At 61.6% G+C, this 15280-nt stretch carries 5 protein-coding genes and 3 rRNA genes; 7 read left to right on the plus strand and 1 reads right to left on the minus strand.

The window, feature by feature from the left end; translation table 11 throughout:
* Window positions 1-85 precede the first annotated feature (85 nt).
* From LDO86_RS03680 to LDO86_RS03710, 7 genes are all read left to right on the plus strand, one after another.
* Window positions 86-2128, plus strand: a complete 2043-nt coding sequence (locus LDO86_RS03680; protein WP_018771180.1) for an alpha-1,4-glucan--maltose-1-phosphate maltosyltransferase — start codon at window positions 86-88, stop codon at window positions 2126-2128.
* On the plus strand, window positions 2125-3918 hold the full coding sequence (gene treS / locus LDO86_RS03685; RefSeq protein WP_018771179.1) for a maltose alpha-D-glucosyltransferase: 1794 nt from the start codon (window positions 2125-2127) through the stop codon (window positions 3916-3918). Before LDO86_RS03680 ends, treS begins: the two co-directional genes overlap by 4 nt.
* Window position 3919: 1 nt before the next feature.
* Window positions 3920-7624, plus strand: a complete 3705-nt coding sequence (locus LDO86_RS03690) for a 1,4-alpha-glucan branching enzyme (protein WP_018771178.1) — start codon at window positions 3920-3922, stop codon at window positions 7622-7624.
* Window positions 7625-8082: 458 nt separating this feature from the next.
* A 16S ribosomal RNA gene (locus tag LDO86_RS03695) occupies window positions 8083-9605 on the plus strand.
* Window positions 9606-10120: 515 nt separating this feature from the next.
* Window positions 10121-13250, plus strand: a 23S ribosomal RNA gene (locus tag LDO86_RS03700).
* A gap of 172 nt (window positions 13251-13422) precedes the next feature.
* A 5S ribosomal RNA gene (gene rrf, locus LDO86_RS03705) occupies window positions 13423-13539 on the plus strand.
* Together the 16S, 23S and 5S rRNA genes form the textbook arrangement of a ribosomal RNA operon.
* 130 nt (window positions 13540-13669) lie before the next feature.
* Window positions 13670-14197: a hypothetical protein gene (locus LDO86_RS03710; RefSeq protein ID WP_018772053.1), complete on the plus strand. Its 528-nt coding sequence runs from the start codon at window positions 13670-13672 to the stop codon at window positions 14195-14197.
* Here the strand turns inward: LDO86_RS03710 and LDO86_RS03715 are convergent.
* Window positions 14194-15279 carry a LacI family DNA-binding transcriptional regulator gene (locus LDO86_RS03715; RefSeq protein WP_018772052.1) on the minus strand — a complete coding sequence of 362 codons (1086 nt, stop codon included), beginning with the start codon at window positions 15277-15279 and terminating at the stop codon, window positions 14194-14196. The genes LDO86_RS03710 and LDO86_RS03715 overlap by 4 nt on opposite strands.
* Window position 15280: the final 1 nt, after the last annotated feature.

A 15280-nucleotide genomic window follows, 5' to 3' on the forward strand; every position in this document is an offset into this window, starting at 1 on the left:
TGAGCACGCTTAGCAATCCTGGCCATTTCTCGCTAACGTCGAGCCTGTGACGACTAACTCAGGAACCAGTGCCGCATCCACCAAAATGCCCCAGCGCCGTATCACGGAGGGCCTTCGGTTCGGGCGTTTTCCCATTACCGCAGTGCAGCCCGTCGTCGAGGGCGGCAAGTTTCCGGCCAAAGCCCTGCCCGGCGAAGCCATCGTGGTGGGCGCCACCGCCTTCCGCGAAGGGCATGACCAGCTCGGTGTGAGCGCCGTGCTCCTGGACCCCTCCGGCGCGGAGCGCCAGCGTGTGCGGCTCGCGCCGCCCCGCGGGGAACGCGGCATGGGAACGGACCGCTGGGAAGGCGTGCTCACGCCGTCGGAAACCGGGAACTGGTCCTTTGTGATCGAAGCCTGGCACGACCGCTACGGCACCTGGCACCACAACGCCGAGGTGAAGATCGACGCCGGGATCGACGTCGAACTCATGCTTACCGAAGGTGCCAAACTGCTGGGCGAAGCGTCCACCGAGGACTTCCGGGACGAGGTGGACCGGGCAGCGCTGCGGCACGCCTCCGACGTCCTGGCCGACCAGTCCCGCAGCACCGAGGAACGGCTCGGGGCAGGGTTCAGCCAGGAAATCGCTGACATCGTGGCCCGGCAGCCCATCCGGGAACTGGTGACGGTTTCCGAGAAGTTCCCCCTCCTGGTGGAGCGGGACCGCGCCGGCCGCGGCGCCTGGTACGAGTTCTTCCCCCGCTCTGAAGGCGCGGTCAAGGACCACAACACGGGCGCTTGGACGTCAGGAAACTTCCGGACCGCGGCAAGGCGGCTCGACGCCGTGGCCGCCATGGGCTTCGACGTCCTGTACATGCCGCCCATCCATCCCATCGGCGTGCAGCACCGCAAGGGACCCAACAACACCCTGGTTGCCGGCCCCAATGATCCCGGCTCGCCCTGGGCCATTGGAGCCAAGGAGGGCGGCCATGACGCCATCCACCCCGACCTCGGTTCCTTCGGGGACTTCGACGCCTTCGTGGCGCGGGCCAACGAACTGGGCCTGGAAGTTGCCCTGGACCTTGCGCTTCAGGCAGCCCCGGACCACCCTTGGGTGGAGTCCCATCCGGAATGGTTCACCACCCGGGTGGACGGCAGCATTGCCTACGCCGAAAACCCGCCGAAGAAGTACCAGGACATATATCCGCTCAATTTCGATAATGATCCTGAAGGGCTTTCCCGGGAAATTCTGCGGATTGTCCTGTTGTGGGTCAGCCACGGCGTAAAGATTTTCCGGGTGGATAACCCGCATACCAAACCGGTGTGGTTCTGGGAATGGCTTATTGCCGAAGTGAATAAAACGGTCCCGGGCGTGGTGTTCCTCGCCGAAGCGTTCACCCGCCCCGCCATGATGCACGCACTGGGCAGGGCCGGCTTCCAGCAGTCCTACACCTACTTCACCTGGCGCAACACCAAGAAGGAGATCGAGGCGTACTTCGACGAAGTCAGCCACGAATCCCCGGCCTTCTTCCGCCCCAACTTCTTCGTCAACACCCCGGACATCCTGACCGAATACCTGCAGTACGGCGGCCCCGCCGCGTTCCGGATCCGGGCGGTCCTTGCCTCCACCGGAAGCCCGCTCTGGGGCGTCTACGCCGGCTACGAACTGTACGAGCATGTGGCCCGGCCCGGCGCCGAGGAGTACATCGACAACGAGAAGTTCGAGTACAAGGCCCGCGACTGGGACGCCGCAGCCGAGTCCGGGCGCTCGCTGGCACCGTACATCACACGGCTGAACCACATCCGCCGTGACCACCCGGCGCTGCTGGACCTTCAGAACCTGACGGTCCACCAGAGCACGGACGAATCCACGGTGGTGTACTCCAAGCACAAGACCCTTCCCGACGGGACCAAGGACACCATCATCGTGGTGGTCAACGTGGACCCGCATGTCACCAAGGAAAGCAGCGTGGTGCTGGACCTGGCAGCCCTGGAGCTCGATCCGCAGGACCGCACCCCGGGCGGCGGCTTCTACGTTGACGACCTGATCTCCGGCCAAAGCTGGGAGTGGGGCGAGTACAACTATGTGCGGCTCGACCCGCACGTGGAACCGGCCCACATCCTGAGCGTGAGGAGAATGCATTCGTGAGTTTTAATCCGCAAAGTTCCGGCCACTTCACCCCAAAGAGCACGTTCGAGCTAAATGCCCCTGGCCTCCAGCATGACCCGCTGTGGTACCGCAAGGCCGTGTTCTATGAAGTACTTGTCAGGGCCTTTGCGGATGCCAACGGCGATGGGTCCGGGGATTTCTCCGGGCTCATCGACCGGTTGGATTACCTGCAGTGGCTGGGCGTTGACTGCCTCTGGCTGCCCCCGTTCTTCCAGTCACCGCTGCGCGACGGCGGCTACGACATCTCCGACTACAACTCCGTCCTGGACGAATTCGGCACCATCAGCGATTTCAAGCGCCTCGTGGCAGAAGCCCATGCCCGCGGCGTCCGGGTGATCATCGACCTGCCCCTGAACCACACTTCCGACCAGCACCCGTGGTTCCAGGAATCGCGGAAGGACCCGGACGGCCCTTTCGGGGACTTCTACGTCTGGAGCGACACGGACGAGAAGTACCAGGACGCGCGCATCATCTTCGTCGACACCGAGGAATCGAACTGGACGTTCGATCCCATCCGCCGGCAGTTCTTCTGGCACCGGTTCTTCAGCCACCAGCCTGACCTGAACTTCGAAAACCCGAAGGTGATCGACGCCGTCTTCGACGTTGTCCGGTTCTGGCTGGACCAGGGGATCGACGGTTTCCGGGCAGACGCCATCCCCTACCTCTTTGAGGAAGAGGGCACCAACTGCGAGAACCTCCCGGCCACCCACGAGTTCCTCCGCCGGCTGCGGGCCATGGTGGACGAAAGCTATCCCGGCCGCGTCATCATTGCCGAGGCAAACCAGCCGCCCACCGAAGTGGTGGAGTATTTCGGCACCGTTGAGGAACCCGAATGCCACATGGCGTTCCACTTCCCCATCATGCCCCGCCTCTATTACGCGCTGCGGGACCAGAAGGCCGCTCCCATCATCGAAACCATGCGCGACACCCCCGACATCCCCGAGGGCGCGCAGTGGGGAACATTCCTCCGGAACCACGACGAGCTGACCCTGGAGATGGTCACCGCCGATGAGCGCGCGGCGATGCTGGGCTGGTACGCCCCCGACCCCCGGATGCGGGCCAACATCGGCATCCGGCGCAGGCTGGCACCGCTGCTTGATAATTCCCGCGCCGAGATCGAGTTGATCAATGCCCTCCTGCTCTCGCTTCCGGGCAGCCCCTTCCTGTACTACGGGGACGAGATCGGCATGGGGGACAACATCTGGCTTGAGGACCGCGACGCCGTCCGCACCCCCATGCAGTGGAACCCGGACCGGAATGCCGGCTTCTCCCATGCGGATCCCGGCAAGCTGTACCTGCCGCCCATCCAGTCGCTGGTCTACAACTACGGCATGGCCAATGTCGAAGCGGAGGCTGCCCACTCCGGGTCCCTGCTGCGCTGGACCCGGCAGATCCTCAGCGTCCGCAAGAACCACCCGGCTTTCGGACTGGGCGGGTTCAAGCACGTGGAGGCGGACCACGACGCCGTCCTGGCCTACCTTCGTGAACTGCCGGACAGCAACCCTGCGGGCGTCGATGGAGAAATCATTTTGTGCGCCTTCAACCTCTCCCAGCACCCCGTCGCCGCCACGCTGCGCATTCCGGAATATGCCGGGCGCGGGTTGCGCGACGTCTTCGGTGGACAGATCTTCCCCGGCATCGGCGATGACGGCACCCTCACCCTGACCCTCGGAAGCCATGACTTCTTCTGGCTCCGCATGCGGTCGGCGGGGTCCAATCCGTCGTCGCCCTTCACCCAGGCCATGCCCATCCTGTCGATAGAGAACTGAGATGAACCAGCCAATCCTCACTCCCGCCCTGACCGCGCTGCTCAAGGAATGGCTGCCGCAGCAGCGATGGTTCCCCGTCAAGACACCCGATTTCGCCATTTCCCAGGCCGGCAGCCTGGGCCTGGAGGATCCCACCGGGCACGCCGCGCTGGCCGTATTCCTCCTCAACGTCACCATGGAGGGGCCCGACGGCGGCCCGCGCAGCGCCGTGGTCCAGGTCCCCTTGAGCTTCCGCCCGGCACCGGCCGGCGGCATGGAACGGGCGCTGGTAGGCGAAGCCGCAGGAATGGATCCAACCCGTCCCTGGGTCTACGACGCTGTCCACGACCCCGACTTCGTAGGCGCCTGGCTCGACCTCATCCGGGACGGGTCGAAGGCCGCAAGCGGCAGTGCCACCGGCTTCCGGGTGGAAGGGCCGCACCGCCTGCCCACTGCCAAGGGCGTGGTGAAGGTGCTCTCGGGGGAGCAGTCCAACAGTTCAGTCATCGTGGACGACGGCGAATCTGCCGCCATGGTGAAATTCTTCCGCGTCCTGTCGGACGGGACCAACCCGGAGATTGAAGTCGGTGCTGCCTTGACCAGGGCCGGCACAGCGGAAGTCCCCGCCACCCTGGGCTGGGTCCGCGGGGAGTGGCTCGGAAAATCCGGTAACGCCGGACAAAGCAGCCGCTACGTCCAAGGTGAGCTTGCGGTGGCCCACGAGTTCCTCGCCGGCGGCCGCGACGCCTGGCGGCTGGCGGTTGACGCCGCCCGCTCCGGCACCGACTTCACGGCAGAAGCCCGAGCCCTGGGCGCGGCCACCGCAACGGTGCACAAGCGGTTGGCGGAGGCACTGGGGCAGTCAGCCGAGCCCGAACCCGGAAAGGCGCCAGGAGCTGCTGTTGCCCAGCGTGTCCGCGCTGCTTGGGCGGAAGCCCGTGCCGCCGTCGGGCCTTACGACGACGCCCTGGACGCCCTGCTGGCTGACCTGGACAAGGTTCCCGCCGGGCCGCTGCAGCGCATCCACGGCGACCTCCACCTGGGCCAGATCCTCCTCGTGACCGGACAATCCGGCGACCAGTCGCGCTGGGCCATCCTGGATTTCGAGGGCGAGCCCCTGCGGCCCATCTCCGAACGGAACGTCCCGGACGTACCACTCCGGGACGTGGTGGGAATGCTGCGCTCCTTCGACTACGCGGCCGGTGCGGCGCAGCGCGAGCAGGAAGGTGCGCAGGTCCCGGACAGCTGGGTCGACGATTGCGCTGATGCCTTCCTTGCCGGGTACGCGGGGGTCATTCCCGGCACGGTGGACCGGACCTCGCCCCTGTTTGTGGCATTGTGGCTGGACAAGGCGCTGTACGAAGTTGTTTATGAAATGCGTAACAGGCCCGACTGGGTGGCGATTCCAGTAAACGCCTCCAGGCGGCTCCTAAGCGGTAACGGTGCCGGCGATCAGGCCGGTGCAGCATCGGAAGGTAACAAAATGACAGGCTCAGCACGAACTGACCAGCCGGGGGTGCCGCTGCACGTGGATGAAGGCACCCTGGGCAGGATCGCGAACGGTGAACACCACGCCCCCCACTCCGTCCTGGGCGCGCACCTGGACGACTACGGGCATGTCACCATCCGCACCGTGAAGCATCTTGCCGAAGCGATCACCGTGGTCACCCAAGCCGGTGAAGTGCCAATGCAGCACGAGGCACACGGCGTTTGGGTTGCGGTCCTGGATCCGCAGGACCAGGGCCACGTTCCCGACTACCGGCTCTCGGTCACCTACCCGGGCAAGGACCCGGTGACCATTGATGAGCCCTACCGCTACCTGCCCACCGTAGGCGAAGTGGACCTGCACCTCATTGGTGAAGGCCGGCACGAAAAACTGTGGCAGGTTCTCGGTGCCCACGTGCGGCACTACAAATCATCGCTTGGGGACGTCAACGGTGTGTCGTTCGCTGTCTGGGCCCCCAACGCGCAGGCCGTCCGGGTCAAGGGCGATTTCAACGCCTGGGACGGACGGGAAAACTCCATGCGGTCGCTGGGTTCCTCCGGTGTCTGGGAAGTGTTCATTCCCGGCGTCCCGGCAGGTGCCTGCTACAAGTACGAGATCCTGACACGGGGCGGCTACTGGGTGGAAAAGGCCGATCCGCTGGCCTTCGGCACGGAGGTGCCCCCACTGACGGCGTCCCGGGTGGTGGAACCTTCCTACGCCTTCAAGGACGACGAATGGATGGAAGCGCGGGCCAAACGGGACCCGCACAACTCGGCCATGAGCGTCTACGAAGTGCACCTCGGGTCCTGGCGGCTGGGCCTTGGCTACCGTGAACTCGCCGACGAACTGGTGGAGTACGTCAAGTGGCTCGGGTTCACGCACGTGGAATTCATGCCCGTCGCGGAGCATCCGTTCGGCGGTTCCTGGGGTTACCAGGTCACCTCCTATTTCGCACCCACGTCCAGGTTCGGACATCCCGACGAGTTCCGCTACCTGGTGGACGCCCTCCACCAGGCGGGCATCGGCGTGCTCCTGGACTGGGTGCCTGCACACTTCCCAAAGGATTCCTGGGCATTGGCCCAGTTCGACGGCGAGCCTCTTTACGAGCACGCGGATCCGGCGCTGGGGGAACATCCGGACTGGGGCACCCTGATCTTCGACTTCGGCCGCACCGAGGTCCGGAACTTCCTGGTGGCCAACGCGCTGTACTGGCTGGATGAGTTCCATATCGACGGCCTGCGCGTGGACGCGGTGGCCTCCATGCTCTACCTCGATTACTCCCGCCAGGAAGGCCAGTGGCGGCCCAACCGCTTCGGCGGAAGGGAAAACCTGGAAGCCATCTCCTTCCTGCAGGAAGTCAACGCCACCGTCTACAAGACACACCCCGGCGCCGTCATGATCGCGGAAGAGTCGACGGCCTTCCCGGGCGTCACCGCTCCCACCAGCCACGGTGGCCTGGGCTTCGGCCTGAAGTGGAACATGGGCTGGATGCACGACTCCCTCAAGTACATCTCCGAGGATCCCTTCAACCGCAAGTGGCACCACGGAACGGTCACCTTCTCCCTGGTCTACGCCTTCACGGAGAACTTCCTGCTGCCCATCAGCCACGATGAAGTTGTCCACGGCAAGGGCTCCATGCTCCGCAAGATGCCGGGCGACCGCTGGCAGCAGCTGGCCAACCTCCGCGCCTTCTTTGCCTACCAATGGGCGCACCCCGGCAAGCAGCTCATCTTCATGGGAACCGAGTTTGGCCAGGAAGCGGAGTGGTCTGAGCAGCACGGACTGGACTGGTGGCTCGCGGACATCCCCGCGCACCGCGGACTGCAGCTGCTGACCAAGGACCTGAACGAGCTGTACGCTGCCACACCCGCCCTCTACACCCAGGACAACGTTCCTGCGGGTTTCCAGTGGATCAACGGGGGAGACGCCGACCGTAACGTCCTGTCCTTCATCCGATGGGACGCCGACGGCAACCCGGTCGTCTGCGCCATCAACTTCTCCGGTACGCCGCACGTCGGCTACACCCTTGGAGTTCCCACGGCCGGCGCATGGACCGAGGTCCTTAATACGGACCACACCACCTACGGCGGATCGGGTGTGCTGAACAGTGGAGAGCTGAAGGCCACCAACGAGGGACAGGATGGCCAGCCGGCCACCCTTACTGTCACGCTTCCCCCGCTGGGAGCGTCCTACTTCAAGCCCGGGGCCGCATCGGCTGACCAGGCCGACGGGAAGAAATAACGGCAGATGCAGTAAGCGAAAGGCCCGGAATCCGCGTGGTTCCGGGCCTTTTGGCTGCCCGCAGGACGCCCTCCGGCAGCGGACTGGCGATCCGTAATTAGTGGTGGTAGAGTTTATTTCCGCGCTGCTCCACGGAGTCAGACGGAAAACCGAACCCCCCAAGCTAACGCTGAGGATGGTCGCGGACGCCGGTTTGACACGAGAGAGATCAGCCGGTAAGTTTGGAAAGTTGCTCCGGAGCGAGCCTGGACGTTGGTTTGGGTGGTGCCGGGTGTGTCTGTTGTTTGAGAACTCAATAGTGTGCCAAGTTTGTTGATACCGATTATGTATGTAATTGGTTGATTGTGCTGTGCCGCCACCCCGTGGTGTGCATGGTGTTTTTAGCTGGTTTCAAATTTTGTGCAGCTGTTTCTGCCGTTATTTCCGGTGGTTGTGGTTGTGTCTGTTTTTGTTTTACTTCAACGGAGAGTTTGATCCTGGCTCAGGATGAACGCTGGCGGCGTGCTTAACACATGCAAGTCGAACGATGATGCCAGCTTGCTGGTGGATTAGTGGCGAACGGGTGAGTAACACGTGAGTAACCTGCCCTTGACTCTGGGATAAGCCTGGGAAACTGGGTCTAATACCGGATATGACCTTCCATCGCATGGTGGTTGGTGGAAAGCTTTTGTGGTTTTGGATGGACTCGCGGCCTATCAGCTTGTTGGTGGGGTAATGGCCTACCAAGGCGACGACGGGTAGCCGGCCTGAGAGGGTGACCGGCCACACTGGGACTGAGACACGGCCCAGACTCCTACGGGAGGCAGCAGTGGGGAATATTGCACAATGGGCGAAAGCCTGATGCAGCGACGCCGCGTGAGGGATGACGGCCTTCGGGTTGTAAACCTCTTTCAGTAGGGAAGAAGCGTAAGTGACGGTACCTGCAGAAGAAGCGCCGGCTAACTACGTGCCAGCAGCCGCGGTAATACGTAGGGCGCAAGCGTTATCCGGAATTATTGGGCGTAAAGAGCTCGTAGGCGGTTTGTCGCGTCTGCCGTGAAAGTCCGGGGCTCAACTCCGGATCTGCGGTGGGTACGGGCAGACTAGAGTGATGTAGGGGAGACTGGAATTCCTGGTGTAGCGGTGAAATGCGCAGATATCAGGAGGAACACCGATGGCGAAGGCAGGTCTCTGGGCATTAACTGACGCTGAGGAGCGAAAGCATGGGGAGCGAACAGGATTAGATACCCTGGTAGTCCATGCCGTAAACGTTGGGCACTAGGTGTGGGGGACATTCCACGTTTTCCGCGCCGTAGCTAACGCATTAAGTGCCCCGCCTGGGGAGTACGGCCGCAAGGCTAAAACTCAAAGGAATTGACGGGGGCCCGCACAAGCGGCGGAGCATGCGGATTAATTCGATGCAACGCGAAGAACCTTACCAAGGCTTGACATGAACCGGACCGCTGCAGAAATGTGGTTTCCCCTTTGGGGCTGGTTTACAGGTGGTGCATGGTTGTCGTCAGCTCGTGTCGTGAGATGTTGGGTTAAGTCCCGCAACGAGCGCAACCCTCGTTCTATGTTGCCAGCACGTGATGGTGGGGACTCATAGGAGACTGCCGGGGTCAACTCGGAGGAAGGTGGGGACGACGTCAAATCATCATGCCCCTTATGTCTTGGGCTTCACGCATGCTACAATGGCCGGTACAAAGGGTTGCGATACTGTGAGGTGGAGCTAATCCCAAAAAGCCGGTCTCAGTTCGGATTGGGGTCTGCAACTCGACCCCATGAAGTCGGAGTCGCTAGTAATCGCAGATCAGCAACGCTGCGGTGAATACGTTCCCGGGCCTTGTACACACCGCCCGTCAAGTCACGAAAGTTGGTAACACCCGAAGCCGGTGGCCTAACCCCTTGTGGGAGGGAGCTGTCGAAGGTGGGACTGGCGATTGGGACTAAGTCGTAACAAGGTAGCCGTACCGGAAGGTGCGGCTGGATCACCTCCTTTCTAAGGAGCACCTCCAACTCTTCTGTGCTGGTGAATGCCGGTGTGGGGGGTTGTCAGGAAGCAAGCCCGCAGCATGGACGATTGTTCCGTGGCGGGTGCTCATGGGTGGAATATCAGCAAATAGCGGCTGCGTGTTTTTTTGTCTTGTCTAGTACGAGCCAGTGATGGTTCTGGAACGGTGGGCGCGGGGATGCGTGGTTTTGTGTTTGGCACACTGTTGGGTCCTGAGGCAACAGGGCCGGGGAGGGGTTGCTGCGGCTTTGGTCGTGGTGGTTCCTTGTCGGGTTTGTTTGTTTCTGGTTTCCCTGCCGTGACGTTCCGTGCGCCTGTTTGGGTGTGTGGGGTGTGTGGTGTGGGGTTGTTGTTTGAGAACTACATAGTGGACGCGAGCATCTTGTATAAGAAGCAATTTCCAAGATTAATGAACCTGGATCTGGCTGCGCTGTTGATGCCCTTTGGGTGTTGGGGTGTGGTTGGTTTCTGTGGTTCTCTCGAGAAATGTTTTTGATCTTTGTGGTCAAGTTTTTAAGAGCACACGGTGGATGCCTTGGCATTAGGAGCCGAAGAAGGACGTAGGAATCTGCGATAAGCCTGGGGGAGTCGATAACCGGACTGTGATCCCAGGGTGTCCGAATGGGGAAACCCCGCCGAGCGCGCGAGTGACTCGGTGACCCGTACCTGAACACATAGGGTGCGTGGGGGGAACGCGGGGAAGTGAAACATCTCAGTACCCGCAGGAAGAGAAAACAATAGTGATTCCGTTAGTAGTGGCGAGCGAACGCGGATCAGGCTAAACCGTTCCATGTGTGATAGCCGGCGGGCGTTGCATGGTCGGGGTTGTGGGACTTTCCATACCAGTTCTGCCGGGCTGGTGGGGTGTGATGTGCGCGCATAGGTGAACGGTTTTGAAAGGCCGGCCAGAGAGGGTGTTAGTCCCGTAACCGTAATGTGTTTGTACCGCCTGTGAGAGTATCCCAAGTAGTACGGGGCCCGAGAAATCCCGTGCGAATCTGTCAGGACCACCTGATAAGCCTAAATACTCCCTAATGACCGATAGCGGACCAGTACCGTGAGGGAAAGGTGAAAAGTACCCCGGGAGGGGAGTGAAACAGTACCTGAAACCGTGTGCTTACAATCCGTCGGAGCCAGTCTGATTCTGGTGACGGCGTGCCTTTTGAAGAATGAGCCTGCGAGTTAGTGTTACGTCGCGAGGTTAACCCGTGTGGGGCAGCCGTAGCGAAAGCGAGTCTGAATAGGGCGTGTGAGTGGCGTGATCTAGACCCGAAGCGAAGTGATCTACCCATGGCCAGGTTGAAGCGACGGTAAGACGTCGTGGAGGACCGAACCCACTTCAGTTGAAAATGGAGGGGATGAGCTGTGGGTAGGGGTGAAAGGCCAATCAAACTTCGTGATAGCTGGTTCTCCCCGAAATGCATTTAGGTGCAGCGTTGCGTGTTTCTTGCTGGAGGTAGAGCTACTGGATGGCTAATGGGCCCTACAAGGTTACTGACGTCAGCCAAACTCCGAATGCCGGTAAGTGAGAGCGCAGCAGTGAGACTGTGGGGGATAAGCTTCATAGTCGAGAGGGAAACAGCCCAGACCACCAACTAAGGCCCCTAAGCGTGTGCTAAGTGGGAAAGGATGTGGAGTTGCCCAGACAACCAGGAGGTTGGCTTAGAAGCAGCCACCCTTAAAAGAGTGCGTAATAGCTCACTGGTCAAGTGATTCCGCGCCGACAATGTAGCGGGGCTCAAGTACACCGCCGAAGTTGTGGCATTCACATTTTAGCTAAGCCCTTGTGGTTCAGGCGTGTGGATGGGTAGGGGAGCGTCGTGTGGGCGGTGAAGTCGCGGTGTAAACCAGCGGTGGAGCCTACACGAGTGAGAATGCAGGCATGAGTAGCGAAAGACGGGTGAGAAACCCGTCCGCCGAATGATCAAGGGTTCCAGGGTCAAGCTAATCTGCCCTGGGTAAGTCGGGACCTAAGGCGAGGCCGACAGGCGTAGTCGATGGACAACGGGTTGATATTCCCGTACCGGCGAAAAACCGCCCATGCTGAGCGGGGGATACTAACTGCCCGAAGCCTGCCCGAGCGCCCTTGTGGTGTGAGGGTTTTGGTGGAGCGCAGGACCTGATCCCGGGAGGCAAGCGTATTAACAGGTGTGACGCAGGAAGGTAGCCGAGCCGGGCGATGGTTGTCCCGGTCTAAGGATGTAGGGCGAGTGGTAGGCAAATCCGCCACTCATGGTGCCTGAGATCTGATGGGACCCCCGTTTGGGGGGATTTGGTGATCCTATGCTGCCGAGAAAAGCATCGACGCGAGGTTTTAGCCGCCCGTACCCCAAACCGACACAGGTGATCAGGTAGAGAATACCAAGGCGATCGAGAGAATTATGGTTAAGGAACTCGGCAAAATGCCCCCGTAACTTCGGGAGAAGGGGGGCCCCAACCTTGATACACCCTTTGCGGTGTGGAGGGGATCGGGGCCGCAGAGACCAGGGGGAAGCGACTGTTTACTAAAAACACAGGTCCGTGCGAAGTCGCAAGACGATGTATACGGACTGACTCCTGCCCGGTGCTGGAAGGTTAAGAGGACCGGTTAGCCGCAAGGCGAAGCTGAGAATTTAAGCCCCAGTAAACGGCGGTGGTAACTATAACCATCCTAAGGTAGCGAAATTCCTTGTCGGGTAAGTTCCGACCTGCACGAATGGAGTAACGACTTCCCCGCTGTCTCAACCATAAACTCGGCGAAATTGCAGTACGAGTAAAGATGCTCGTTACGCGCAGCAGGACGGAAAGACCCCGAGACCTTTACTATAGTTTGGTATTGGTGTTCGGAGTGGCTTGTGTAGGATAGGTGGGAGACGTTGAAGCCCGGACGCCAGTTCGGGTGGAGTCATCGTTGAAATACCACTCTGGTCACTTTGGACATCTAACTTCGGCCCGTAATCCGGGTCAGGGACAGTGCCTGATGGGTAGTTTAACTGGGGCGGTTGCCTCCTAAAAAGTAACGGAGGCGCCCAAAGGTTCCCTCAGCCTGGTTGGCAATCAGGTGTCGAGTGTAAGTGCACAAGGGAGCTTGACTGTGAGAGAGACATCTCGAGCAGGGACGAAAGTCGGGACTAGTGATCCGGCGGTACATTGTGGAATGGCCGTCGCTCAACGGATAAAAGGTACCTCGGGGATAACAGGCTGATCTTGCCCAAGAGTCCATATCGACGGCATGGTTTGGCACCTCGATGTCGGCTCGTCGCATCCTGGGGCTGGAGTAGGTCCCAAGGGTTGGGCTGTTCGCCCATTAAAGCGGTACGCGAGCTGGGTTTAGAACGTCGTGAGACAGTTCGGTCCCTATCCGCTGCGCGCGCAGGAAATTTGAGAAGGGCTGTCCTTAGTACGAGAGGACCGGGACGGACGAACCTCTGGTGTGTCAGTTGTACTGCCAAGTGCACCGCTGATTAGCTACGTTCGGATGGGATAACCGCTGAAAGCATCTAAGCGGGAAGCTCGCTTCGAGATGAGATTTCCATACACCCTCGGGTGTGAGAGGCCCCCAGCCAGACCACTGGGTTGATAGGCCGGATGTGGAAGCGAGGACTAACGACTCGTGAAGCTGACCGGTACTAATAGGCCAACAACTTACACCACACAGATACATACAAACTCTGCTTGCGTCCACTATGTGGTTCCCAACCAACAACCCCCCAACACACGGGTTGTCACGGCACGGAACCACCACAACTGAATAACAACACCACAATGTTGTAACCACCAGACTTCCCACCCCCGAACAAAACACCGGGCGGGCGGGTACAAGGGTTACGGCGGTCATAGCGTGGGGGAAACGCCCGGTCCCATTCCGAACCCGGAAGCTAAGACCCACAGCGCCGATGGTACTGCACCCGGGAGGGTGTGGGAGAGTAGGTCACCGCCGGACACACATTAAGCAGGGCCCTGACAACGAATGTCAGGGCCCTGCTGCTTTAACCGAACAGCACAAAGAGGATGCCCTGCCTCCGGGCGGACTCTACCCCCGGGCACCGTGCCCGGGGGTAGAGTAGTCCCTCATGAGCAGCATCTTCAGCCACCCGCAGGACCCTTTCGAAGAAGCCGGACAGCGGGCAATTGAGCCGCTGGAACCGGTGGTCCACACCGTAGTCGTGCCCGGTCCCGTGGCCCGGGCTTTCGTTGGTTTCACGGAGCACACCCACCTCTGGTGGCCCCTTGAGCAGCACAGTGTCTATGGTGCCGGCTCCTACGTGGAGTTTGAAGAGAACCTCATCCTCGAAACAGCCGATGACGGCCGCACCAGTATCTGGGGAACCCTTGATGACTGGCAGCCGCCCCTGTCCTTCCATGCCACCTGGCATCCCGGCACTACGGCGCTGTGGTCCACCGAGCTCCTGGTGGCGTTCCGCGCCCTCGGCGGCGGAACTGAAGTCCGGGTCTTCCATGAAGGGTGGGAAGGCGCCGAGGATCCTGCCGCCGCGCGTCAAGAGTACGCGGAGGCGTGGCCCCGGATCCTGGACAGGTATGCGCGGTTCATGGGCGCCGGGGACGCCGCAGAGGACAGCGCGACTGGAGGCGTGGCCTAGCCCCGCCCCGCGGCCTTGTCCGGCGGCACGGCGGTGCTGTTCCGGATCACAAACTCCGTAGGGTATTCCTGGTCCCGCGCTCCATCCGCCGCTAGGCCGCCGTCGGAACCTGCGCCCTCGGAACTTGCGCCCTCGGAACTTCCACCCGCATTGTCCAGCAGGGCCAAAGCAGTGGCAGCCGCGAGCCTTCCCTGTCCGCGTGGATCCTGGCTGATGGTGGTCAGCCCAAAGGTCTCTGCAAGTTCGTGCCCGTCAATCCCCACGACGGAAAGGTCCTGTGGGACCTGAAGGCCGAAGTCCCGGGCGGCGAGCATGATGCCCACGGCCATCTCGTCGGACGCGGCGAAGACTGCGGTGGGGCGGTCAGCGGAGGTGCCCAGGAGCCGGCGGCCCGCCGCGTACGCGCCCTGGATGGTGAAGTCGGCCGTGGCCTGCCACTCTTGCCGCACCGTCAGCCCGGCTGCTGCCATAGCCGCTGCAAAGCCCTTCTGGCGCAGCTGCGGAAGGTTGAAGTCCCGGTTCAAGGCCGCATCCCCGGTAACATGCGCGATCCGGGTATGGCCCAGCCCGATCAGGTGCCGGGTGGCCATCATGGCCAGGCCTTCGTCGTCGATCCTTATGGTCGAGGCGCCCCGCAGCGCCCCGCCGATGCCCACAATCGGACGGTGCACGGCGAGCAGCTGGCCGATCTCTTCCTCGCTGAGTACCAGCGCCACCGCAATGACGGCGTCCAGGCGTTTCCGCAGCAGGAAGTCGTTCAAAATGCTGCTGCGGTGCTCCGGCTGCTCTCCCACGTTGTACAGCGTCAGGTCGTAGCCGGCGTCCAGGAGGGCTTCCGAAACGCCCTCCAGGACCGAAGAGAAATACCAGCGCTGGACGTTGGGCACCACCAGGCCGATGTTGTGGTTCCGCCCGGAGGCGAGGCTGGAGGCGTGGTAAGAGGGGACGAACCCGAGTTCCCGTGCCGCCTCCTGCGCAAGGCGGCGGCTCCTGGAGGAGACGTTGGACTTGCCGCTCAGCGCCCTGGAGACGGTGGCCACGGACAGGCCGGCCCGGCTGGCAACTTCTTTGATGCCCGCCATG

The sequence above is a fragment of the Arthrobacter sp. StoSoilB19 genome (genome assembly GCF_019977275.1).
Lineage (GTDB): Bacteria > Actinomycetota > Actinomycetes > Actinomycetales > Micrococcaceae > Arthrobacter.